This is a genomic window from Amycolatopsis albidoflavus (genome assembly GCF_039525725.1).
In the GTDB taxonomy this organism is placed as follows: Bacteria; Actinomycetota; Actinomycetes; order Mycobacteriales; family Pseudonocardiaceae; genus Amycolatopsis; species Amycolatopsis albidoflava.
The window spans coordinates 211,359-234,262 of the sequence record NZ_BAAAHV010000022.1 but is presented as its reverse complement, the minus strand read 5'-3'; the positions used below and the strand labels follow the sequence as shown (position 1 = coordinate 234,262).

General features: G+C 69.9%; 24 protein-coding genes. 15 read left to right on the top strand and 9 right to left on the bottom strand.

The genetic code is table 11. The features are described 5' to 3' along the window. Positions 1-109: 109 nt before the first annotated feature. Both ABD156_RS34200 and ABD156_RS34195 read right to left on the bottom strand, forming a co-directional pair. A complete protein-coding gene (locus tag ABD156_RS34200; protein ID WP_344283608.1) occupies positions 110-340 on the bottom strand; it encodes an HC3 family zinc finger protein in 231 nt (76 codons plus the stop codon). Between the two features lie 556 nt (positions 341-896). Further along, positions 897-1,523 (bottom strand): maleylpyruvate isomerase family mycothiol-dependent enzyme, encoded by a 627-nt coding sequence (locus ABD156_RS34195; RefSeq protein ID WP_344283606.1) that lies wholly within the window; start codon positions 1,521-1,523, stop codon positions 897-899. Between the two features lie 535 nt (positions 1,524-2,058). Between ABD156_RS34195 and ABD156_RS34190 the strand changes: the two genes are divergently transcribed. The 5 genes from ABD156_RS34190 to ABD156_RS34170 all read left to right on the top strand — a co-directional run bounded on the left by ABD156_RS34190 (position 2,059) and on the right by ABD156_RS34170 (position 6,366). Continuing rightward, positions 2,059-2,349, top strand: coding sequence for a hypothetical protein (locus ABD156_RS34190; protein WP_344283604.1), 291 nt, complete (start codon positions 2,059-2,061; stop codon positions 2,347-2,349). 1,206 nt (positions 2,350-3,555) lie between these two features. Next, positions 3,556-3,843 (top strand): DUF397 domain-containing protein, encoded by a 288-nt coding sequence (locus ABD156_RS34185; protein WP_377927193.1) that lies wholly within the window; start codon positions 3,556-3,558, stop codon positions 3,841-3,843. 154 nt (positions 3,844-3,997) lie between these two features. After that, the gene (locus ABD156_RS34180) at positions 3,998-4,876 is read left to right on the top strand and encodes a helix-turn-helix domain-containing protein (RefSeq protein WP_344283601.1); all 879 of its coding nucleotides are present in this window, start codon (positions 3,998-4,000) and stop codon (positions 4,874-4,876) included. Between the two features lie 31 nt (positions 4,877-4,907). Further along, a complete protein-coding gene (locus ABD156_RS34175; protein ID WP_344283598.1) occupies positions 4,908-5,777 on the top strand; it encodes an SAM-dependent methyltransferase in 870 nt (289 codons plus the stop codon). Positions 5,778-5,817: 40 nt separating this feature from the next. Continuing rightward, complete coding sequence (locus ABD156_RS34170) at positions 5,818-6,366, top strand: phosphoribosyltransferase family protein (RefSeq protein WP_344283595.1); 549 nt, start codon at positions 5,818-5,820, stop codon at positions 6,364-6,366. On the opposite strand, the gene ABD156_RS34165 is transcribed toward ABD156_RS34170, so the two are convergent. Beyond that, on the bottom strand, positions 6,367-7,209 hold the full coding sequence (locus ABD156_RS34165) for an NAD(P)H-binding protein (protein WP_344283592.1): 843 nt from the start codon (positions 7,207-7,209) through the stop codon (positions 6,367-6,369). 89 nt (positions 7,210-7,298) lie between these two features. On the opposite strand from ABD156_RS34165, the gene ABD156_RS34160 reads away from it, so the two are divergent. Beyond that, the gene (locus ABD156_RS34160; protein WP_344283589.1) at positions 7,299-7,676 is read left to right on the top strand and encodes a winged helix-turn-helix transcriptional regulator; all 378 of its coding nucleotides are present in this window, start codon (positions 7,299-7,301) and stop codon (positions 7,674-7,676) included. Positions 7,677-7,684: 8 nt separating this feature from the next. On the opposite strand, the gene ABD156_RS34155 is transcribed toward ABD156_RS34160, so the two are convergent. Then, positions 7,685-8,524 (bottom strand): helix-turn-helix transcriptional regulator, encoded by an 840-nt coding sequence (locus tag ABD156_RS34155; RefSeq protein ID WP_344283586.1) that lies wholly within the window; start codon positions 8,522-8,524, stop codon positions 7,685-7,687. Between the two features lie 101 nt (positions 8,525-8,625). On the opposite strand from ABD156_RS34155, the gene ABD156_RS34150 reads away from it, so the two are divergent. Then, a complete protein-coding gene (locus ABD156_RS34150) occupies positions 8,626-9,390 on the top strand; it encodes an SDR family oxidoreductase (protein ID WP_344283583.1) in 765 nt (254 codons plus the stop codon). Position 9,391: 1 nt separating this feature from the next. Here ABD156_RS34150 and ABD156_RS34145 read toward each other — a convergent pair whose 3' ends face one another. Beyond that, complete coding sequence (locus ABD156_RS34145) at positions 9,392-10,846, bottom strand: amidohydrolase (RefSeq protein ID WP_344283580.1); 1,455 nt, start codon at positions 10,844-10,846, stop codon at positions 9,392-9,394. A 499-nt stretch (positions 10,847-11,345) separates the two neighbouring features. Here ABD156_RS34145 and ABD156_RS34140 point away from each other — a divergent pair, with 499 nt between their 5' ends. The 3 genes from ABD156_RS34140 to ABD156_RS34130 are packed head-to-tail and all read left to right on the top strand — an operon-like array spanning position 11,346 to position 12,777. After that, positions 11,346-11,681, top strand: coding sequence for an ArsR/SmtB family transcription factor (locus ABD156_RS34140; protein WP_344283577.1), 336 nt, complete (start codon positions 11,346-11,348; stop codon positions 11,679-11,681). After that, complete coding sequence (locus ABD156_RS34135) at positions 11,678-12,148, top strand: SRPBCC domain-containing protein (protein ID WP_344283574.1); 471 nt, start codon at positions 11,678-11,680, stop codon at positions 12,146-12,148. Before ABD156_RS34140 ends, ABD156_RS34135 begins: the two co-directional genes overlap by 4 nt. Beyond that, entirely contained in the window at positions 12,148-12,777 is a 630-nt protein-coding gene (locus tag ABD156_RS34130; RefSeq protein ID WP_344283571.1) for a dihydrofolate reductase family protein, read from the top strand. Before ABD156_RS34135 ends, ABD156_RS34130 begins: the two co-directional genes overlap by 1 nt. A gap of 41 nt (positions 12,778-12,818) precedes the next feature. On the opposite strand, the gene ABD156_RS34125 is transcribed toward ABD156_RS34130, so the two are convergent. Beyond that, positions 12,819-14,045: an alkaline phosphatase gene (locus ABD156_RS34125; RefSeq protein ID WP_344283568.1), complete on the bottom strand. Its 1,227-nt coding sequence runs from the start codon at positions 14,043-14,045 to the stop codon at positions 12,819-12,821. Between the two features lie 134 nt (positions 14,046-14,179). Here ABD156_RS34125 and ABD156_RS34120 point away from each other — a divergent pair, with 134 nt between their 5' ends. Next, positions 14,180-14,902 (top strand): dienelactone hydrolase family protein, encoded by a 723-nt coding sequence (locus ABD156_RS34120; RefSeq protein ID WP_344283565.1) that lies wholly within the window; start codon positions 14,180-14,182, stop codon positions 14,900-14,902. Here ABD156_RS34120 and ABD156_RS34115 read toward each other — a convergent pair. Next, positions 14,899-16,032, bottom strand: a complete 1,134-nt coding sequence (locus ABD156_RS34115; protein WP_344283562.1) for an ROK family protein — start codon at positions 16,030-16,032, stop codon at positions 14,899-14,901. The genes ABD156_RS34120 and ABD156_RS34115 overlap by 4 nt on opposite strands. Before the next feature lie 78 nt (positions 16,033-16,110). On the opposite strand from ABD156_RS34115, the gene xylA reads away from it, so the two are divergent. Continuing rightward, positions 16,111-17,259, top strand: coding sequence for a xylose isomerase (gene xylA / locus ABD156_RS34110; protein WP_344283559.1), 1,149 nt, complete (start codon positions 16,111-16,113; stop codon positions 17,257-17,259). Between the two features lie 288 nt (positions 17,260-17,547). After that, positions 17,548-18,792: an aspartate--tRNA(Asn) ligase gene (aspS, locus tag ABD156_RS34105; protein ID WP_344283556.1), complete on the top strand. Its 1,245-nt coding sequence runs from the start codon at positions 17,548-17,550 to the stop codon at positions 18,790-18,792. A 51-nt stretch (positions 18,793-18,843) separates the two neighbouring features. On the opposite strand, the gene ABD156_RS34100 is transcribed toward aspS, so the two are convergent. Beyond that, complete coding sequence (locus tag ABD156_RS34100; RefSeq protein WP_344283554.1) at positions 18,844-19,296, bottom strand: MarR family winged helix-turn-helix transcriptional regulator; 453 nt, start codon at positions 19,294-19,296, stop codon at positions 18,844-18,846. A 334-nt stretch (positions 19,297-19,630) separates the two neighbouring features. Here ABD156_RS34100 and ABD156_RS34095 point away from each other — a divergent pair, with 334 nt between their 5' ends. Together ABD156_RS34095 and ABD156_RS34090 are read left to right on the top strand one after the other, a co-directional pair. Continuing rightward, complete coding sequence (locus ABD156_RS34095) at positions 19,631-20,953, top strand: serine/threonine-protein kinase (RefSeq protein WP_344283552.1); 1,323 nt, start codon at positions 19,631-19,633, stop codon at positions 20,951-20,953. A 94-nt stretch (positions 20,954-21,047) separates the two neighbouring features. Next, entirely contained in the window at positions 21,048-21,209 is a 162-nt protein-coding gene (locus tag ABD156_RS34090) for a hypothetical protein (RefSeq protein ID WP_344283549.1), read from the top strand. 30 nt (positions 21,210-21,239) lie between these two features. On the opposite strand, the gene ABD156_RS34085 is transcribed toward ABD156_RS34090, so the two are convergent. Then, a complete protein-coding gene (locus ABD156_RS34085; protein ID WP_344283546.1) occupies positions 21,240-22,751 on the bottom strand; it encodes a SpoIIE family protein phosphatase in 1,512 nt (503 codons plus the stop codon). Between the last annotated feature and the right edge of the window lie 153 nt (positions 22,752-22,904).

Below are 22,904 nucleotides of genomic sequence, written 5' to 3'. Positions count from 1 at the left end.
GCGCAGGTTTCACCGCGCCTCGATCCCGATTTCGGCACCGCGGCCATCGTCCCGCGCGCCGAATCCGCCTCCGCCGCGACCCGCGCGCGCAAGGCGGTCACCGCACCGCTCACGCCAGGCACCGATCTTCGATCGAGCGGACCTGTCCTTCCCGGCGGAGCCATTCCTCCGCGCATTCGGGACACGTCGGATCGAACCAGTGCCCGCCGAGTTGCGGCACGTCTCGGCGGGCGACCGTGACTTCGGCCCCGCACAGTGCGGTGAACGTTTCCCCGGGTCTCGGCGCGAACGGCCCGTCCAGCGCGTGCCGTTTTCCTTCCGCCTGCTGCCACCTGAACACCGGACTCCTCCCCTTGTGGTGCTTGGAGTCCTATTTGGGATGTCGCCCACGCGTAACGCAAGCCCCCGGTCCGGGTGATCATCTGGGCCGGGATTTTCCCGTAGCCGCAAGCATTTTCGCCTTGCGACGGAGGGTTGAGCGCGGGTTACCGCCGGGTTAGCTGTCACCAGCTGGTGACACCCCGGAGGGCGGACGCCGCCGCGGTTGCCGACGCCTGTGCTGCCTGAGCGATGCGAGGCGCGGCGGCAGGCACGGGTGCCGCGAGGGGGAAGGCGGCGGGCGTCCGGTCGGGCATCACCTCGCTTTCGGGAGTGCGGTCGCCGACATGACTGCTGTCGCCAAGCGCATACGCAACCCCCGCGCGAGGGTTGTCACACGACAGTGGTGCAAAAAGTCAGGAAGCCGGGTGGCAGCACGCCGCGGTGACGCAGGGGCGCGCGGGCGAGAACAACGGCCGCAGATCGAAGGGCCAGCGCGCTGGAATCACTCCGCAGCCGTCCGGCTGGCAACCCGCGGCAAGCCAAAGATCCGCGGCAGTCCAGCACGCGATGCCGGATCAAGCCACGACGGTGCGGCTGATCAGCACGTCGAGTCCCGGGCCGGTCAAGTCGTCCGCCGCCGCGCGACGGCCTGCCAGCGCCAGCAGCAACGCCTCCGCCGGGCCGCGGACCTCGATACCTCTCCCGGACGCCCAGTCCAGGTCGGTCGCGACCGCGCGCAAACCGGTCAGCCGGCGCGACACCCCGATCGGCGGCGCGCGCAGCGACAGCTCCAACGCCCGGCGCAACCGCGCCGCCGGGATCGTCCGCGGCAGGCCGAGCGGGCGGCGGATGTCCTGCTGGTGGATGAAGCCGTCGAGAAACCCGACCATCCCGCCGAACTTGCCCAGGATCCGGCCCGGCTGCGGGTTCCGCCGCATGACGCCGATCAGTTCCTCCGGCGCGCGCACCCGGTACTCGGCGAGGCCGGTCTCGTTGGACCGTTTCAGCGACAGCCCTGCCCGGACGAACCGCTGCGCCAGCTGGCGTCCGCTGAGTTCGTCGTAGCTCACGACGTGAGCGATGACCGAGCGCACGTTCCAGCCCGCACACAGCGTCGGCTCGTCCCACTGCTCCGGCGTGAGCGTCTCGAGGAAGTCCGCGAAGTCGGCGCGCTCCTCGCGAGCCAGCGTCCGTACGTCCATGCCCTCCCCCATCCGCGGCGGACACTCACCGTAGCAGCGACCCGGTCGCGTTCGCCGGGTCGAACAGGACAGCGGACCCCAAAGTGGGTCTCTGCACACATTCACCCGATCAGGTTGAAGAGGTGCGCATTGATAACACTCGGAATAGTCCGGCAGATCGCGAATACCCGTTACTCGAAACACCAGGCAGGAGAGCCTCGGAGAAGATTTTTCCGCCCCGGGTTAGCGCGATCGGCGGCGGCCGTGCAAAGATAGCGTTGCCGCAGGCAGGAGGGGTTAAGAGGGTGGAATATTCCATTCCCCGGACGCCCGCCGCGGCCGCCGGAACCAGTTCCCCTCGGGGGCGGGCTGGGAACTGTGTTCCGGCACTTTTCCGGCGGACAAGAAAGGATCCACAATGACCGGTCCTGGCGCGGAAAATGCAGGCCAGGCATACCGTCGGACAGAAAAATCGGACACTGGCGACGACAGACAGTATGCCGTCGCCGTAAGTCAACGCCCCGGCCGAGTGACCGTGACCTTTCACGAGCCAGGCATGCCGCAACCAGCGCCGGCCGTGCCGTCGCCGCGGCCGAGCACGCGCCCGGCTTACCCGTCGTGGAAGACCGCGCGGACGTCGGTCGAACTGGCCGCGCGGCAACCGGACGGCGGGACCCGGCCGTGGCAGCTGATCGCGCTGCTGCTGACCCTGCTCGTCGGGGCGACCGCGATCGTCTTCGCGACCGCCGGAGTCCTGGCCGGACTCGCCACCGCGGGCGGAGTGGCGCTCGTGCACGTCACCGGAGCCGTGCTCCGCAAGCGGCACACCGCGAACCGGGACGCCTGACCACCCTCGAAGCGGACGCCGGCGGCGGCTCACGGCCGCCCGCGTTCTGCGCTCCCGGTGCCCGGCTGGGCAGGGCCGGGCACCGGGAGACGAGGGTCCGCTGTCGCGAGGATTGTTTCCGGGCTGGCGGCGGATGCTGCTCAACGCCCGGCAGCGACCGGGCGACGACGGTTGGCGGTGAGGGCCACGCCGCGGGCCGCTCAGTAATCGGCAAGACACGGGCTCGACTGGGCTCGGTTCGAGCTCGGCTCGGGCTCGGGCTCGGTTCGAGCTCGACTGAGCTTGGTTCGGGCTCGACTGGGCTTGGTTCGGGCTCGACTGGGCTTGGCGCCGCGCATCAGCTTGATTCGCTCTGCCCATCCGCACAGGTCAACCCGCCGCCGTGGCCTGCCCAGCCCGCAGGCGCGCGGCGGTCGGCTCGACCGCTCGGCTCACCCTGCACTCTGCCTCGCTCCGCCCGCACCGAGTCGGCTTGATTCAGCCCGCCAGCCCGGCTCCTGACCACCGGCCCGACTCGACTCGGCCGCAGCTCGGCCAGACTCAGCCCAGCTCGGCCCACAGCTAGGCCAGGCACAGCCCGGCCTAGCCCCGCTCGGCTCGGCCAGACCCGACTCTGCCCGGCACGACACGCCTCGGCTCCACCCAGCTCAGCTCAGCTCGCCCCGGCCGGACCTGGCTCTGCCCGATATGACACAGCTCGGCTCCACTCAACTCCGCCCGGCCCAGCTCGTCCCGAGCAGACCTGGCTCTGCCCGGCTCGGCACAGCTCGGCTCGGCACAGCTCGGCTCGGCCCGGCCCAGCCGACCCGATCCGAGCCGCAGCCACCCCAACCGCAGCCGCCGGTGCTCATCGCGTCGGATAGCCGCATCGCAAGCGGCGCAACCGAAACAGCACCGAACAGCCCGCCTAATCAACCGCTCAACAGGTGTTATCAACTGCAGACACCCCTACTCGCTCCCCACCCCCAAAAAACCACGAAAAAAGCAACCCCAACCCCAATCGCCAACGAAATCCGTAAAACAAATTCCACATTGCACGTGCGAAAGCACCCCCCAATGCACGAGAAGTGTCCATTCAGGTGAAATCCCCGAAGCACAGCGCGAATGATCCACCAGACCACTACCCTCAGGAATATTCCGAACACATTCCGTGCATCGCGGAATATTCCATTACCCGAACCGAAAACAAGAAAACGAGGGGTTGCAGTGGACACCTTCGACCCGCACGACCCGCACGAGCACCGGCACGCGCACCCGGCCGTGGCGCATCGCCTCCCGGCGGCGGGCCCGGGGGCGAAATTCCCCGACCACGCCTGGCGGAAACCCGCCGCCTGCGGGCCGAATTCCGGCAACTGCGTCGAGGTCAACCTGGCCGCCCACGGGCTCGTCGGGGTGCGGGACAGCAAGATCGACAGCTCCCCCGTGCTGGTCTTCGACCGGGGCGAGTGGACCGAGTTCGTCGCCGCCGTGCGGCGCGGGGAATTCGACGGCTGACCAGGCACGACGACAAACCCGCCCTGCCGAAACCGCCGTCCGGCCGCAAGGAACCTTGCGAAAAAGGCGCCGACCCGGAGTATTGTCCGCCGGGTCGGCGCATTATCATCGGAGGTTCTCACATCGGCCCCTGGACGAAATGACGGAGCCCCTGGTGACCTCGCCGATCCGGCAACCGCCGCCCTCCCTGCGGACCCAGCGTTCCCGGCTGGGCTCCCGGATCCTCAAGTGGCGCACCGAACGCGGGCTGACCCAGGTCGACCTCGCCGACGGGATCGGCTGCAAGCAGCCCAAGATCCAGAAAATCGAATGCGGCAAGGCGGGCACCCGTCCCGACGACCTCGAGCGGATCATCGAGGTGCTGGACATCCCGCCCGCCGAGGCCGACCAGCTGCGGGAACTCAACCAGGCCAACGATCCTTCCGCGCGCCGGGCCGAGCGGAGGATGATCACGCCGCAGTGGTTCCGCGAGATCCTCGAACGGGAGCAGGCCGCCGCGGAAATCCTCAGCTGGACCGGAAACCGCATCCCGGGGCTGCTCCAATCGGAGTACTACATGCTCGCGCAGTTCCAGGCCAGCCGCCAGGAGCGGGTCACCGACCGGGTCGCCGAACGCAAGGCGCGGCAACGGCTTTTCGACGCCTGCCCCGGCCCGCGGGCGATCTTCATGATGGAGTACAGCTGCATCGAAAAGCTCGTCTACGGCACCAAGGCCAGCATCGCCACCGATCAGCTCGAGCACATGATCCGGATCGTCGAAACCCACCCGTTCGCCGAGGTCCGGATCCTCCCCCGCGACGCGGCCGCCTACCCGGACGAGGACTTCACCATCCTCCGCTTCGGCCACCCCGACCTTCCCGATTTCGCTTACCAGGAAAGCAAGGTCAAGCTGATCACCGTGGCGCAGGGCCAGGACGAGTTCGCCTCCTACGAGGAATCGTGGGAAGCCCAGCTCGCCGCCACCCTGTCGCGCGATCTGTCCCTGCAGTACCTCAAGGAATGGGCGAGCCGCTGCGCTCCGCCCGCCCGCTGACCGCAGTCCCGAACGAAAGGAACAGCCACCGGTGGCCGACGAACCCTTCCCGCCTCCCGGGGTCGATCTCGACCACCCGAGCGTCGCGCGGGTGTACGACTACTACCTCGGCGGCACCACGAACTGGACGATCGACCGGGACTTCGCCGACGAGGTGATCCGCGAGTTCCCGCTGATCCGCCCGATCGCGAAGGCCAACCGGCTGTTCCTGCACCGGCTCGTGCGGCACCTGGTGAAAAAGGGCGTCCGCCAGTTCGTCGACATCGGCTCCGGCGTGCCGACGATGGGCCACGCGCACCAGGTCGCCGACGAACTCGCGCCGGGCGAGAGCCACGTCTGCTATGTCGACTACGAACCGGTCGCCGTCGCGCATTCGGAAACCCTGCTGCGCGAGGCGGGCGACCTCGACCGGCACGCGGTGATCCACGCCGACATGCGCGATCCGAAGCGGCTGTGGGAGCAGATCGCCGCCACCGGCGTGATCGACGTCGAGAAACCGCTCGCGCTGCTGCTGATCGCGGTGCTGCACGTCCAGCAGCCGCCCGCCGAGGACAGCGGCGGCACCGAAGACCTCGGCCCGTCCATCGTCGCGCAGTACCGCGATCTCCTTGCCCCCGGCTCGTTCCTCGCCATCTCGCACATCACCGACCAGGGCGTTCCCTCCGACGTGGACGCCGGGCTGGTCGAACTGAAGCAGCTCTACGACCGGTCGAGCAGCCCGGTGATCTGGCGGTCGCGCGAGGAGATCCAGGCGCTGTTCGGGCCGTTCGAGATGCTGGAGCCGGGGCTCACCTGGACTCCGTCGTGGCATCCGGAGGAATCCGGCGAGGGCGCGCCGCAGGTGGAGTTCCTGACGCCGGCGCATTCGGTGATTCTCGCCGGAGCGGCGCGGAAGCCGTAAATCGCTCGCTTCGGGCAAACGCCGCTGCGACCATCGACGCATGCGTACGAGCACCGTGGCGGACCGGATCCGCGAGGCCACCGTCGTGCTCGGGGACCGGACGGACCGCCACCGTTTCCCCGACCCGACGGGATGGTGGCGTACGCCCGAACTGCTGCGGGAACTCGGGCCTGCGCTCGCCGGGTTGTTCGCCGACGAACGGCCGAATGTCGTACTAGGCCCCGAATCCCGCGGGTCGCTGCTCGGGCCGCTGGTCGCGGTCGAACTCGGCGCGGGCTTCGTCGAGGTGCGCAAAAACCGCTACCCGGCCTGCGATTCGGACCGGTGGCTCCAGCGCACCTCGCCGCCGGATTACCAGGACCGCCACCTGAGGCTCGGCTTCAGCCGCCGTCTGCTGCGGGCGGGCGATCGCGCGCTGCTGGTGGACGACTGGATCGACACCGGCGGCCAAGCCTTCGCCGCGCAAGCCCTGGTCGCCGACGCCGGGGCGACGTGGATCGGGGTCGCCGTGATCGTCGACGGGCTCGTCCGCCACGAACCCCGTCGACAGCTCGGCGTGCGATCCCTCCTCCACTCCCGCGATTTCTGATCACCGGAACGCGTCGGCGTTACGGCTGGCCCACGATGCGAACGACGTCGCCGGACGGCCCAGCACCTTCTCGACGTCGGGGCTGACGCGTAGCTCCTCCGGCGTGGGCTCGCCGAGGATGGCGAGCGTCCCGTCGGCGACCGGCTCCGGCATCTGCTGCAGCATTTGCTCCCGGGCCTGCGCACGGCCGAGTTCGACAAATTCCAGCGGCTCGCCGAGCGCAGCGCCGAGGATCTCCGCGCGCTGCCGCGGGCTCGTCGCCTCCGGTCCGGTGAGGACATAAGTCCGACCCGCGTGACCGCGTCCAGTCAGCGCAGCCGCGGCGACTTCAGCGATGTCGAGCGGATCCACGGCAGGGAGCGCGACGTCGCCAAACGGCGAGAAAACCCTGCGCTGCGCCCGAATCGACGGAATCCACGCGAAGGTGTTGGTCGTGAACCCGCCGGGACGGATGACCGTCCACTCCAGACCGGACGACCGGACCGCCTCCTCCAACGCCGCCAGCGGCGCGTGCGAAACCGCTCCGGGCCGAGTACCGGCGGCCTGCGACGACTGCAGAACGACCCGGGTGACACCAGCGTCGACGGCAGCCCGCAGGACGGCTTCCCCGTCGACGTGCGCTCCCGCGCCGGAGACCAGCAGAAACAGGGCGTCCGCGCCCTTCAGCGCCGGGACCAGGCTGTCCGCATCAGCCAGATCCGCGACCATCGAGGTGACACCGGGCAGCGAAGGCGGCGGGGAGCTCACCCCACGGGACACGGCGGTCACGGCGTGTCCGGCTCCGGTCAGGGACTCGACAAGCAGGCGGCCGACGTTGCCCGTGGCACCAGTGACGACGATCATGACTTGCTCCTCAGCTAGGGGTCGAAAGCGACACAGCGAGGCTAAAAGCCGCCGTACAGTAGGTTCCCCAGGGAAAGTATTGGAGCCGCATGACCACCACCGAGCGCACCGCGGCCGATCCGCTCGCCGCGTGCCGGATCAGCCCGGCCGTCGACCTGCTGTTCAGCCGGTGGACGACCCCGATCCTGTGGACGCTCAGCCAGTCCGGTCCGGTGCGCTTCGTCGAGTTGGAGCGACGGCTCGGCGCCACCGGGAAGGTCCTCACGCAACGGCTTCGCCAGCTTGAGCGGGACGGACTGGTGGAGCGGCGCTACTACGCCGAAGTGCCGCCGCGCGTCGAGTACGAGATCACTGAGCTCGGCCGGAGTCTGTCGCCGGTGTTCGCCGCGCTCGCGAACTGGACGGACGAACACCTGCCGGCCGTCGAGAAGGCCCGCGACTCCTACACCGGCCCGCTTCCGCGCTGATGCCCTAGCTAGCCCGCGAACTGCTCGTTCCCCAGCACGCCCAGCAGCTGGATCTTCTCGAACGCCTCGCTGCGCGGCGGCGCGGTCAGCACCAGCAACGCCTGCGACTGGTCCTCGGTGAACAGCACCTGGCAGTCCACCTCGATCTCCCCCAGCTGCGGATGCACGAGCACCTTGTGGTCCTCAAACCGTTTGGCCACTTGATGTTCGTCCCACAGCCGCGCGAACTCGCGGCTCTCGCGAGTCAACGCGCGCATCAGCTCGCCCGCGCGCGATCGCGGCCCCATCGACCCGTGCACCACCCGGAGATTCGCCACCAGCGCGCGGCTCTGCCGGTCCCGGTCGTGTTCGGGATAGACCAGCCGCTCGTCCGGGTTCGTGAACCACCGGTAGATCTCGCTGCGCGCCAGCCCGGTGTACTGCGACCGGTCGCCGTACAGCGCCTCCGCGAACCGGTTTTGCACCAGCACCTCGCCGAGGTTCGACAGGATGAGCGCGGGAGTGTCCGACAGCCGGTCGAGCACCCGCAGCAACGCCGGCGCGACGTGCGTCGCCGCCACAATCGGGGACGGCGCGGTGCGGCCCGCGAGATGGAACAGGTAGTCGCGTTCGTCGTCGGTCAGCCGCAGGGCTCTGGCCAGCGCGGCCAGCATCTGCTCGCTCGGCTGCGGTCCGCGCTGCTGCTCCAGCCGGGTGTAATAGTCGGTGGACATCGCCGCCAGCGCCGCGACCTCCTCGCGCCGCAACCCGGTCGTCCGCCGCCGCGCGCCCGCGGGCAGCCCCACGTCTTCGGGCCGCAGCCCCTCGCGACGGCTGCGGAGGAAAACCGCCAGCTCAGCTCGATCCATGTGTCCAGTATCGGCTCGGCCGGGCGCGCCAGCCAGGGATCGCCGATCCCCCGATATGCGGTCTCTGCCGCCGCTGGTCCGACCCACCGAGACTCAGTGGCATGAACATCACCGGAAACACCGTCTTCATTCCCGGCTCGACCAGCGGCATCGGCCTGGCCCTCGCTCGCGAACTGCAGGCGAAGGGCAACACCGTCATCGTCGGCGGCCGGCGGACCGAACTGCTCGCGCGGATCGCCGCCGACAACCCCGGTCTCGACACTGTCCAGATCGACACCACCGACCCGGCGAGCATCGAAGCCGCGGCCAAGGAGGTGCTCGCGAAGCATCCGGAGCTCAACGTGCTCGTGCCGATGGCGGGCATCATGCGCGTCGAGGACTGGCACCACCCGGAGTCCTTTGTGGACAGTACGGAAGCGACCGTGACCACCAACGTCCTCGGCCCGATCCGGCTCATCGCCGCGTTCGTCGAGCACCTGCAGACCCGTCCGGACGCCACCATCCTCACCGTCTCGTCCGGCCTCGCCTTCGCGCCGCTGAAAGCCACCCCGAGCTACAACGCGTCCAAGGCCGCGATCCACATGCTCAGCGAATCGCTGCGGCTGCAGTTGGCCGACACCTCGGTGAAGGTCATCGAACTGGAGCCGCCGTCCGTGCGCACCGCTCTTCTCCCCGGGCAGGAAGAGAGCGAGTTCGCGATGCCGCTGGACACTTTCGTCGCTGAGATCCTGGAGTTGCTCGAAACGCAGCCGGACGCCACAGAGATCCAGGTGGAGAACGTCAAATTCCTCCGCCATGGCGAAGCCCGCGGCGACTACCACCAGGTCGTCGCGACGCTCAACGCCGCCGACCCGCACGGAAAATGAACTACGCCAAGTAAGTCGGCCGCCCCGCCACGATCGTCGCCGACACCGGCATTTCCCGAAGCTCCTTTGTGGACAGTCCACTCGGGTCAGCCGCCGTCAGCACCAGATCAGCCACATCGCCGACCCGGACGCCGCGGCGGCCGCCCGAGGACGCCGCCAACGCGTCCGCGAGCGGGATGGCTTGTTCCGGATGCCACGGTTCCCGCTCGTCGTCAGTCCGCCCGACCGCGGCGGCGATCCCGTCCCACGGATCCAGCGGCGCGACGGGCGCGTCCGAGCCGAGTTCCAGCCGTGCCCCAGATTCCAGCAGGGCGCGATAGGCATACGCACGCTCGGTGCGACCGTGCCAGTGCCGGTCGGCGACGTCGCGGTCGTCGGGCTGGTGCGCGGGCTGCACACTCGCGACCAGCCCGAGCGCGGCGAACCTCGGCACATCCTCGGGCCGCAGCAACTGAGCGTGTTCAATCCGGCCCGGACAGCCGATCTCAGCGAACGCGTCGAGCGCGATGGTGTTGGCGTGGTCACCGATCGCGTGCACCGCCGGAGTCAACCCGTGTTCGTGCGCGCGGCGTATCAACGGCACCAGTTCCTCCGGCGGCAGCTCCAGCAACCCCTTCTCGCCGGATCCCGGGTACGCCTCGTGGCAGTAAGCAGTGCGAGTGTTGAGCGATCCGTCGACGAACAGCTTGAACGGGCCGACCGTGAGCAACCCTTCGCCTGCTTCTAGAATTTCGCCGGTCCGGTGTCCTCTTTGGATGGTCTCGTCCAGCAGATACCGGGCGATGACACAGGAAACCCTTGTCGCTGGTTTCGCGGTGGCTGCCCGACGAGTCCAATCCGCGACCGTGTCCGCGTATTCGTAGTCGACCACCGACGTCACGCCCCGCTTGGCCGCGGCCGTCAGCGCGTCCGCGACCCAACCGTCCTGAACCTCGACCGGCGCGGAGGGCAACGCGGCAGTAGCGCTCATGCAGTCGTTCTCCAGCAGCACGCCGGTCGGATGCTCTCGCCCGATGAGCTTCAACGCCGCCGGGCTGAGCCACAACGTATGCAGATCCGCGCTGAACAACGCCACCGCGCGGCCAGGGAGCGCCCGCTGCAGCAGATCCTTGTGCGGCTTATCCGGCCAAAGGCCGTCCCGGAACCCGACTCCGACGACGAGTTCCCGCGCCGGAGCGTCGAGCAGTTTCTCCATCAGCAACTCGACCGCTCCCACGGCGGACTGCGCGCCGTCCACCGGGATGCGCCTGCGGAAACCCGCCCACTGGACCAGATGCGCGTGCGCGTCGACCAGCCCGGGCAGGAGCGTGCCGCCATGCCCGTCGAGCACGCGCGCGGCGAACCCGGCCCCAGCACCCGGTTCCTCGACGGCCGACACGACGCCGTCGCGCACGCGGACGTCGGCGAGCGGCCCCTGCAACCCGACCCGCACCCGGCGGAGGAGAAGATCGTCCATGTGCCCAGCCTGCCAGGCCGCCCCCGTTCGGGTGAAGCGGGAATTCCGGTGCGGGGGCGGACGTTGGAATGGGTATCCACAAGCCAGGCAGCCGTCGCCCGCCGAAGGGTCAGGGCCGGTCAGGAGCGCCGCCTTCACAAGCCGCGCAGGGTTCGACTCCCTCGGTTGCCACTTCTTTTACCCGCTGAAACGCGGTTGTTTGCGCGGACTGCCGGGTTGCCAGCGTTCGACGGGCGCAGGCGGGGAGATCACCGGGCCCTCGGCGACCGCGGTCAGCCTCAGCCGATCTTCGCGCCCGCCCGCCGCCAGTCCAGCTCTCCCAGCGCTTCCTCCGAGCAGATGTCCGGCCCTCATCCGTCACACGGCCAGCGACGGGCTGTTCGGCCAGCCCGCGCAGATCAAGCGAAGGCCATGCTCGCCGAACCCGAGCGCAATCCACCGCGTCACCCCCAACACTTAGCCCTTGCGCTAACTATCCGCACCCGCAATACTTAGCCCCATGGCTCAGTATTCGACCACCCTCGACGGGGTCTTCGCCGCCCTCGCCGATCCGACTCGGCGGGCGGTCGTGCGGCGGCTCGGGCGGGGTCCGGCAAGCGTGGGCGACCTCGCGGGCGAGGCGCCGATGACCTTGCCCTCCTTCATGAAGCACGTGCGGATGCTCGAGTCGCACGGGCTGATCCGCACCGCGAAGTCCGGGCGGGTGCGGACCTGCGAGCTGAACCGCGAGCGGTTCGCGCTCGTCGAGGACTGGCTTGCCGAGCAGCGGCGGATCTGGGCCGGACGCACCGACCGGCTCGAGCGATTCGTTACCAGCCAGGAGGACCAGCCGTGAATCCCGACCTCGATCTTTCCCTCGACCGCGTCATCCGCGCGCCCCGCAAGCGCGTCTGGGACGCCTGGACCGACCCGGCCAGCCTCGCGCGGTGGTGGATTCCCGAGCCGCTGCGGTGTCGCGTCGACGAACTGGACGTGCGCGCTGGGGGTGCGTTCGTCACGCGGATGAGCGAGGACGGCGACACCTTCGTCCCGCATCTCGACGCGTGCTTCCTCGTCGTGGAGGACTACGAGCGGATCGTTTTCACGAACGCGCTCGACAGCGGCTGGCGGCCGGCGACGCCCCAGCCGGTCGCGATGACGGCGGAGGTCGTTCTTCGCGATCATCCGGATGGCACGGACTATCGCGTCGTCGTTCGGCACGGGGATCCAGCGGCCCGGGAACGGCACGCCGATCTCGGATTCGCGGACGGATGGGGCACAGTCACCGCCCAGCTCGCACGAGTAGCGGAAAGCGGTTCCTGATGCAGGTCACGATCACGGCGTTCGTCACCCTCGACGGCGTCAGCCAAGGGCCTGGATCGTCCACAGAGGACACCAGCGACGGGTTCTCCCGCGGCGGCTGGTTCGTCCCGCATCTCGACCAGAGCTTCGTCCAGCGCGCCTCCGAGTGGCTGGACCTCGCCGACGGGCTGCTGTTCGGCCGCCGTACCTACACCTCGTTCGCCCGGGATTGGCCCGCCGTCGACGATCCGGACGATCCGTTCGCCGAGCGGATGAATTCGCTGCCGAAGTACGTCGTGTCGAACACGATCGAAACCGGCGGCTGGGCGCCGACCACGGTGTTGCGCGGCGATCCGGCGGCCGCAGTCCAGAAGCTCAAGGAGCGGCCGGGCCGGGAGCTGCAGATTCACGGCAGCGCCCGGCTCGGAAACACGTTGCTGTCCGCCGGAGTCGTGGACAAAGTCCGGTTGGTCATGACGCCGACGGTGCTTGGCGCGGGACGCCCGCAGTTCCCGCATCCCGGGTCGGCGACCGGGTTACGGCTGACCCACCACGAAGCCACGCCCAGCGGGTTGGTGCTGCTGGAGTACGACGTCACCGGAGAAGCCGCTCTCGGCGACTACGACGGGGTCACGAATCTGGCCTCGTGAGCGGCGATCCCGGTGAGAACCGCGATCGCCACGCACGAGGGTCAAAGGTGCGCGGCGGAAACCATCGCGCGGTAGACGTCGGTGTTGTCCAGCGTTCCGTCGAGCCGGTCCGAGCCGGGGCCGGTCGCGGTGACCGGGGTCGGCACGCCGCTGTGGTCGCCGGTCGTCCAGTCGACGGTCAGCGAAAGTTTGGTGCCGGGAACGGGAAACGGACCGTCCTCGTTGCCTTCGGGGGCACCGTCGGTGTCCTCAATGGCCAGTCCGCCGGTCTCGTGGTCGCCGCCGATGATGACCAGGGTGTCCGGGTGCGAGCGGGTGAAGCGAAGCACTTCGGAGACAGCCGCGTCGAGCGCGCGGCCCGCGTCGAGGACGCCGTGGGCGTTGTTTTCGTGGGACATTCCGTCGATGCCTTCTTCTTCCAGGAACAGGAAGAAACCGCGCGGGTTCGCGGAAAGCGTGTCCAGCGCCTTCCGCGCCATCACCGGCAGAGCGACCTTCGGCTGGTACGCACCCTTGCCGTCCGGGCCGTAGTCGACCATGTCCTCGTTCGCGAACAGCCCGAGCAGCCGCGGCGCGCGGGTCGCGGCGAGTTCACCGGCGTTCCGCACGTAGGTGTAGCCGGAGCGCTTCGCCTGTTCGATGAGATTGCCGTGCGTGCTGCGGCTTTCCTCGCCTGGCTTGTCCGGCCACGCACCCGGATCGTCCTTCGGCAACCACCAGTCCTCGCCGCCGCCGAGGAGGACTTCCGGGCGGCTTTCGGTGATGTACTGCTTGGCGATGTCGCTCTGCAGGTCACGGGAAGGTACGTGGGACGCGAACGCGGCCGGCGACGCACCGGTGACCTGCGCGGTCGTGACCAGGCCGGTCGATTTCCCGGCTCGTTTCGCCTGTTCGAGCACGGTCAGCAGCCGACGGCCCTGCGCGTCCTGGCCGACCGCGCCGTTGCGCGTCTTGTGCCCGGTGGCCAGCGCGGTCGCCGCCGCGGCCGAGTCGGTGACGAGTTCTTCCGGGTCGGCGGGGTCGGTGTGCACCATGCCGGTGACCGGGAGCCGGTTCATCACCAGGTCGCCCGCGCGGCCGGTCGTCGCCAGCCGGACGAACTCCCGCTGCGCCGCGCCCATGCCGTCGCCCTGGATGTAGACGATGTTGCGTGCCTTCGGATGCCAGCCGCTGGAGTCCGCGGCGGGACTGTCCCCGGCCATCGCGACCGCGGGCACCGCTCCGGCCACCGCGAGCACGGCCGCGGTGAGCACCATCGTCTTGCGCATCCGGATCCTCCTTTAATTAGGAAGCTTTCCTAACATGTTTCTGAGAGCACCGCGAGAGGGTCACCTGAATGGACGTGTCCGCCGACGGTGAACAGGACCCCGCCGAGGCACGGTGCTCATTACGGTGGGTTCTCATGGAGACCGTCACGACGCGCACCGTCGAGTACCAGGCCGACGGACTCACCATGGTCGGGCGCCTCGCGCTCCCCGCGGGCACCGGCCCGCGGCCCGCGGTCCTGATCGGGCCCGAAGGCACCGGCCTCAACGACTTTCAGCGCGCCCGAGCCGACGCACTGGCCGAACTGGGTTATGTCGCACTGGCCTTCGATATCCACGGCGGCCGCTGGTTCACCGATCCCGACGAGATGCTGGCCCGCTGCCTGCCGCTGCTCGACGACCCCGACCGGATGCGCGACATCGGCTACGCGGCGCTCGACGTGCTGCGCGCCGAACCGCGGACCGACCCGAACCGGATCGCCGGGATCGGGTACGGCACCGGCGGCGCGATCGTGCTGGAACTCGGCCGCGCCGGCGTCGATCTGCGCGCGATCGGCACGGTCAACGGGCTGGTCACCGGACGGCCGGGCGAGGCCGCGAACATTCGCTGCCCGGTGTGGGCGGGCGTCGGCTCGGAAGACCCGATCATGGCGCCCGCGCAACGGGACGCGTTCGCCGCCGAGATGCAGGCCGCGGGCGTCGATTGGCAGCTGACGGTCTACGGCGGCGCCCTGCACGCCTTCCACCACCCGCCGGTCGGCCCGAAGCAGAGGCTCGTCCCCGGCGTCGGCTATCACGCGCGGCACGCCGAGCGAGCCTGGCGCGACGTCGTGACTCTGCTTGCCGAGAACCTGGGCTAGCGGGCGAGAAACGGCCCCGGATCGGCCAAAACCTGATGGATCGTCCGGCCTGCCGCACCCAGCGTCGCGGCGGAATCGCCGAGGGCGGACGGGTTCAGCACCGGCACCGAACCGCGCAGGCCGGTCAATCGCGCCCGCAGCACCGCCTCCGCAGCGGGGGCGAGCCTGGGAAACAGCTGTCCGAATATCCCGCCGAGCACCACGCGGTCCACGTCGACCAAATTGACCGCCGACGCCAGCGCCAGCCCCAGTGCCTCCCCCGCCGCCTTGACCGCTGACAACGCCGCGTCGTCGTCCGTGCGCAGCGCGGCGGAGAGAGCGTCCACTGTGGATACTCCGGCCGCGGTGAGCATCGCTTCCTGCCCGGCGTAGGTCTCCAAACAGCCGACCGCGCCGCAGCGACAGGACGGGCCGGACGGGGAAACGAGCACGTGCCCCAGCTCCCCGCCGGTGCCGCGGAACAACCGCGAGTCGACGACCAAACCCGCACCGATGCCGATTTCTCCGGAGACATAAAGGAAATCTGCCGTACCGGCACCGAACCACAGCTCGCCCAGCGCGCCGAGGTTGGCCTCGTTGTCCACCGAAACCGGGACCGGCAGCTCCAGTTCGACCGGAATGTTCCGCCACCCCAGGTTGGGCGCGCTCAGCACCACGCCGTCCCGCACCGGACCGGACACCGCGAGCACCGCCCCAGCAACGGTCAGTCCCAGCTCGCGTGCCTCCGTCAACTCCGCGGAAGCCAGCTCCCGCACCGCCTCCAGCACAGTTTCCGCTGGCACCCCACGGTTGTCGCGCTCGATCCGGACCGACCGGCGGACCGTGCCGGTCAGGTCCAGGACGCACGCGGCGAGATAGTCCACATTGGCCTCAAGCCCCAGCGACGCGATCCGTCCGCCGCTCAGCGACACCTCCACGCCAGGCCGGCCGCGCTCTCCCGCCCGCACCGCCGCGGTCTCGGCCAGGAAGCCCGCGTCCACCAGCGAACCGACCAAAGTGGACACTGTCGATTTCGTCAGCCCGGTGAGCTCCGCCAGCGCGGCGCGGGTCAGCGGACCGCCGCGGCTGATCTCGCCGAGCACCAGCTCGAGGTTCCGCGCACGCATCGCGTCATGCCGAACCGGCTCCATCCGAACCTCCGCTCTTGACGGCCGGGCGGCCGCGGCGCAGTATTTAGTCTACATCGTGAACTAAATGAAGGGACGGGCATGGCCGACTACGCCCCCGCGCCGGAGGACAAGTTTTCGTTCGGGTTGTGGACCGTCGGCTGGCCCGCCGCCGACCCGTTCGGCGTCGCCACCCGGCCGCCGCTCGACCCGGTCGAGAGCGTGCACCGACTGGCCGACCTGGGCGCGTACGGCGTCACCTTCCACGACGACGACCTCCTCGCCACCGAGCCGGACCGCGACGCCGCGATCGGCAAGTTCAAGAAGGCGCTGGCCGAAACCGGCCTGCGCGTGCCGATGGCGACGACGAACCTGTTCAGCCATCCGGTCTTCAAGGACGGCGGCCTGACCAGCAACGACCGCGACATCCGGCGGTACGCGCTCACCAAGGTCCGGCGCAATCTCGACCTAGCCGCGGAACTCGGCGCGCAGACCTACGTCCTGTGGGGCGGTCGCGAGGGCGCGGAATCCGACGCGGCGAAAGACGTCCGCGCCGCGCTCGCCCGGTACAAGGAAGGCCTCGACGTCCTCGCCGACTACGCCGTTTCGCAGGGCTACGACCTTCGCTTCGCCCTGGAGCCGAAGCCGAACGAACCGCGCGGCGACATCCTCCTGCCGACGATCGGCCACGCACTCGGCTTCATCTCCCAACTGGACCGGCCCGAGCTGTTCGGGCTGAATCCGGAGGTCGGCCACGAGCAGATGGCCGGACTGAACTTCGTGCACGGCATCGCGCAGGCGCTGTGGCAGGGCAAGCTGTTCCACATCGACCTCAACGGCCAGCACGGCCCGAAGTACGACCAGGACCTGATCTTCGGCCACGGCGATCTCACCAGCGCGTTCTTCCTCGTGGACCTCCTGGAACACGGCGGCTACGAAGGCCCGCGCCACTTCGACTACAAACCGCTGCGCACTGAGGATCCCTCAGATGTCTGGGTCTCTGCGGCGGCGAACATGCGCACGTACCTGATCCTGCGCGAGAAGGCACGGGCGTTCCGAGCCGATCCGGAGGTCGCCGAAGCGCTTGCCGCGTCTCGAGTTCCGGAGCTGGCCACGCCGACGCTCTCGCCCGGCGAGACCTTGGACGATCTGGCCGCCGACGAGTTCGACGTCGAAGCGGCTGGTCGACGCGGCTATCACTTCACCCGGCTCAACCAGCTCGCACTGGAGCATCTGCTGGGCGTCCGGTAAATCAGGCGACGCAAGCGGCAGCACTGTTCTACCGTTGCGAGCAACACGTTGAAGGAGACGAGTAGCGCGGGGCACGGCGAGGGACAGAGAGCTGCCGCCGGTGAGAAGGCAGCGTCGCGGCCCCGCGCGAAGACACTCCTGAGTGCGGGGAGGAAATGCCCCGCCGGCCCGGCCGCCGTCATCCGGTCAGAACGAGGCCGCCCGTTGGCGGCGAAGGTGCGGTGGCACCGCGAGTGTCCCTTCTCGCCCGCACCCCCAAGGGGTCGCCGAGTGCGCTCAGGAGAAGGAATGAGTACCCGCACCCCGGTGGCCTGCCTGCGTGACCGCGTGGGCTCCACCGCAACGATCGCCGGTTGGGTGCACCGCCGGCGAGTGCTGAAATCCGTGGCGTTTCTCGTCATTCGCGACCGGTCAGGGACCGCGCAGGCGGTTTTCACCGAGCCGCCGGAGGTCGCCGAGGAGACCGTCGTCCGGCTCACTGGCGAGGTGGTCGCCAATCCTCAAGCGCCGCAAGGCGTTGAGCTGCGGGAGCCCGCGGTCGAGGTGTTGTCCACGCCGGAGAAACGGCCGCCGTTTGACCTTTATCGGCCCGAGGTGACCGCCGGTTTGCCGGTAGTGCTGGACAATGCAGCGGTCGCGTTGCGGCATCCGCTGCTGCGTAGCCGGTTCGAGGTGGCCGCAGCCAGTGTCGCGGCGTTTCGGCGAGCGCTGGACAATCAGGGGTTCACTGAGATTCATACGCCGAAGATCGTTGCTACCGCGACGGAATCCGGCGCGAATGTGTTCCAGCTGGACTACTTTGGCCGTCCGGCCTATCTCGCCCAGTCGCCGCAGTTTTTCAAGCAGGCCATGGTCGGAGTGTTCGAGCGAGTGTATGAGGTGGGACCGGTTTTCCGGGCCGAACCGCACGACACCGCCCGGCATCTGGCTCAGTACACGAGTCTCGACGCGGAACTGGGCTTCATCTCCGACCATTGCGACGTGATGGCGGTGCTGCGCGACGTCGTAGCGGAGATGGCCGCCGCGGCTGGACCGGACGCGCCAGCGGTGCCGGACGAGATCCCGTCGATCGATTTCACCGCGGCACAAGAACTTCTCGCCCGCAACACCGGCGAGGACCCCCGTGGCGAACCGGACCTCGCGCCCGCGCACGAACGATGGCTGTGCGAATGGGCCGAGCGGGAGCACGGGTCGGAATTCTTGTTCGTGACCGGATACCCGATGGCGAAACGGCCGTTCTACACCCACCCGGACCCGGCGAACCCGGCCAGGTCGAACAGTTTCGACCTGCTGTTCCGCGGCCTGGAACTGGTGACCGGCGGCCAGCGGCTGCATCGGTACGCGGACTATCTGGCCGCACTCGGCGAGGCGGCCGGCCAGTACTCGGACTACCTCGACGCGTTCGCGTACGGAATGCCGCCGCACGGCGGGTTCGCGATCGGGCTGGAGCGATGGGTCGCGCGAGTGCTGGGCGTGCCCAACGTGCGCGGGGCGACCCTTTTCCCTCGAGACCTGCACCGCCTGCGGCCGTGACCGCCCCGTGAGGGGAACCCGGCGGAAATCAAGGTTCCCCTCACGGGCAGCTCACTTGGCGGCGAAGGTGAGCGAGCCCAGCGCGGTCACCAGCGGAGCCAGCTCAGGCAGTTCCTCCGCCTCGCCCAGCGCGGCGGAAAGCGCCGCGTCGTGCGTCGGGCGGGCGGCGGCCAGCAGCTTCTGGCCGGACGGGGTGACCTCGGTGTAGATCCCGCGCCGGTCGTCCTGGCACAGGTACCGCGACAGCAGGCCGCGCTCCTCCAGCCGCGTGACCAGCCGGGTCGTCGCGGACTGGCTCAGCACCACCGCGTTGGCGAGCTGGCTCATCCGCAGGTGGAAGCCGTCCTGGCGGCCGAGCACGTCGAGCACCGTGTACTCGCTCACCGACAGCTCGTGCTCGCTTTCCAGCGCGCGGTTCAGCCGGTCTTCGATCCGCGCGTGCAGCGCCGCCAGCGTCCGCCAGCCTTGCGCGCGCGCCTCGACGGCGTCGTCCGACACCGACATGGTGCACCTCCTCCAGGCGGCCCAGGTTGCGGGCGGCCGCTGCCCCGAGCGTCCTCGGCGCGTGCCCGTCTCAATGTAGCTGCAAGTATTGCGCGCGCCGGTAGTATCCAGATGCCACTGTACTCGCGAAACGCCAGACGGGTCGCCGCGGAACCTGGGCCGCACCGCCCGCGAGGCCAATCCGCTGTCCGGAGCACGGCTGAACAGGCATTACACCCCGCGCGCGGACGGCGGCGCACCCTCCTCCGGCGTCCCCCGAACCGTGCCACCGCTTTTGCCCTCGCCGTCCGGCGAGTAAGTTGTCCCCGCTACCCGGGGGAAAGGTGATCGGCGAATGACCGGCGCTGGCGATTCGGACGCGGCCACGACCGCGAGACGGTTCGCGCTGGGCCGGTACGGGCCCGCGCCGCTGGTCCTGGCCGGCCGGTACGAGGTGGGCGAGCGGATCGGCGAAGGCGCGACCGCCTGCGTGCACCGGGCCGAGGACCGCGAAACCGGAGCCGCGGTCGCGGTGAAGCTGTTCCACGCCGGAGCGGTCGACCTGTGCCGCAACCGCCGGGACCAGGAGATCGCGGCACTGCGCGCGGTCCGGCATCCGGGGCTGGTCGGGTTCGTCGACGCCGGGGTCGACGAAGGGCACGCGTACCTCGTCATGGACTGCGTGCACGGCCCCAACCTGTCCGAATGGCTGCGCTCCGGACCGCTGCCCGCCGACCGGGTCGTGGAGCTGGGCGCACAGCTGGCCGAGGCGCTCGCCCACGTGCACGCGCACGAGGTGACGCACCGGGATCTCAAGCCCGCCAACATCCTCATGTCCGACGACGGCCCGCGGATCGCCGACTTCGGCGTCGCGCGGATCGTGGACGCGACCCGCGTGACCGACACCGGCGCGGTCGTCGGGACGGCGGCCTACCTCTCGCCGGAGCAGGTGCTCGGCGAGCACCCAGGCCCCGCTTCGGACGTCTACGCACTGGGGCTCGTTCTCCTGGAATGCCTCACCGGCGTCCGCGAATACCCGGGCACGGCGGCGGAAACCGCGGTGGTGCGGTTGCATCGGGCGCCGCGAGTGCCGCCGGGCACGCCGGAACCGCTCGCGAGGACTCTGCGCGCGATGACCCTGCGCGATCCGGAAGAAAGACCCTCCGCGACCGCTGTGGCGCGTGCGTTGCGCGGCACGGAAACGTTGCGGCTCCCGATCAAAACGCGACTGGCGGTCTTCTGCCGCCGTCACCGGGTATCCCGGCGGCGCGCGGTGCTCGCCGCCGGCCTGCCGGTGGTACTGGTCGCGGCCGGGACCTTGCTGCTGGCGACCCCGCTCCGTCCGGGAACCGGGTCCGCGCCCGGCCCCGAACCGGCTCCGGTTCCGGTTTCTCCGCCCTCTTCCGCTCCGTCCGATTCACCGGATTCCGCGCCCCGGCACTCGTCGTCCGCGCCGCCGGTCCGTTCGACGAACGCGGCCACGCCCGCGCGGACCACGACTGTTCCGCCCGGCACGCCGGTCAGCACCGGGCCGTCGCTGCCCAGCCAGGCGAGCCAGGCGAGCCAGGCCAGCCAACCGGGCCAGCCCGGCCACACTCCGCCGAAAACCCCGCCAGGACAGACAAAACGGCCCCGGGACCCCGGTGCCGGCCCGCCGAGCGAGAAGACTCCACATTAGACACACCGACCACCCGGTCGGCTGACCCGGCGCAATTCGGTGGCGAAGTCGTTCCCGGCGCGCGATCCTGGTGGCGAGCGGGGAGGTGGAGGCGATGACCGCGCACGCACGCCGGTTCGGACGGCAGTGCCGAGAACACTTCGAGCACCCGGAAACAGCCCGCGCGACCGAGCCGAAGCAGGACGTCAAGACCGCTCGGGAGCCGGAGCGGGCGGCGAAGGCCGAACCGGAGCCGGAAGTCCAGCCCGGAAAGTGAATTTTCCGTGCCGGGCAAGGAAAGCCTGAGCTACTCCGCGCGCGGCGCGGCCTCGATCGCCAGCACCGCGATGTCGTCGTGGCCGGAATTCCCGAGCCACTCCCGCACCGCCTCGCGCAACCGGCGCACGACTTCCCGCGCCGGTTGCCCGACGCAATCCTCCAGCACCGTGTAGAGCCGTTCGTCGCCGAACAGCTCGGTGGATTCCGTGCGGTTGCGGGCTTCGGTGACGCCGTCGGTGTAGAGCAGGCAGACGTCGCCCTCGTCCAGATGCGTCGTCGCCTCGGCGAAGCGCGCCTGCGGCGACACGCCGACCAGGGTGCCGGGCACGCTGATCTCCTCGACGCCTCCCCCGCGCCGCAGCACGAGCGGCGCGGGATGGCCGCCGGAGGCGAGCGTGACGTCGAGGCCGGACTCCGCGGCCGCGACCGAACCGAGCACGAGCGTCGCGAACCGGTTGCTGCCGCCGGAGATCAGGAGTTCGTTGAGCAGCCGCAGCATCGTGCGGCCGTCGCGTTCGACGAGGTGCAGCGCGGCCAGCGAATGCCGCACCCGGCCGGTCAGCGCGGCCGCCTCGGCTCCCTTGCCGCAGATGTCGCCGACGACCACGAACGCGCTGCCGTCGTCGCGGGACAGGACGTCGTAGAAATCGCCGCCGACGCCGAGGACTCCGCCGGCGGGTTCGTACCACAGCTCGAAGTTCGCGCCGTCGACCTGCGCGGGCGGCGTCGGCAGCAACGTCGATTCAAGCCCGCGAGTGGCTTCCTCCTGGCTGGCGTAGCGCTGCGCGTTGGCCAGCGCCGTGCCCGCCGCGTCCGCGAACGCCTCGACCGCCTGGCCCTGCGCCGGCCCGAACGCGGGCTCGCCGCGTCTGCCGAGCAGCACCGCCCCTGCCATGCCGGAGCCGAACGAGACCACCGAAACCTCGAGATGCCCCTCGAACGGCTCGGCGACCGCCGCGGGCAGCGCCGCGACCTCCGTGGCCGGCACCGCGCGAATCTCGGGCCGGGCGACGTCGGCGATCGCGTCGGACACCACCGGCGCGAGCTGCGCCGGCACCCGCCGGATCCGGCCGTGGCCCGCCGCGCCGTGCTCGGTGCAGCTCCACCACTCCCAGCGGCCGCGGGTCGTCGGCAGCAGCACGAAGGCGCAATCGCCCAAAGCGGACGCCGCCAGCTCCGCGATCACCCGCGCCGTGCCGTGCCGTCCGCGCGCGAGCGCCAGTTTCGGACCGGCCTCGGCGAGGAACTCTTCCGGACGGCGGCGGCCGTCGTCGACCACGGTCCAGGCGCGCCAGCCGCCGGGAAGCACCCGGATCTTGGCCGGCCGGTGGCCGACCTTGCCGGTGGTCTCGGTCACGCCGACGAGCTCCGCCGGGCCGAGCCGCTCGGCGGCCGCGTTCGCCCAGCGCAGCGCCCCTTCGGGATCCTGCAGGAACACCGGCTCCCGCACGTCGTCGAGCACCGAGCGCCAGAATCCGGCGTGCCCGGGCAGCTCGGCGCCGGGTGGCAGGGCCGACGCCGGAGCGGGCCGTGACACCATGCACGAACCTCCTGCCTCCGGGTCGACCTGACGGTCCTGGTCCTTCCAGGTTGGCACAGTGTGCGCGGGCGGACTGGGTCGAAGTGTAGGGCGAACCATGGCACGCTGGGTCGACGACCATGGCTGGCACACGCGTGGTGGGAAGGTCGGCAA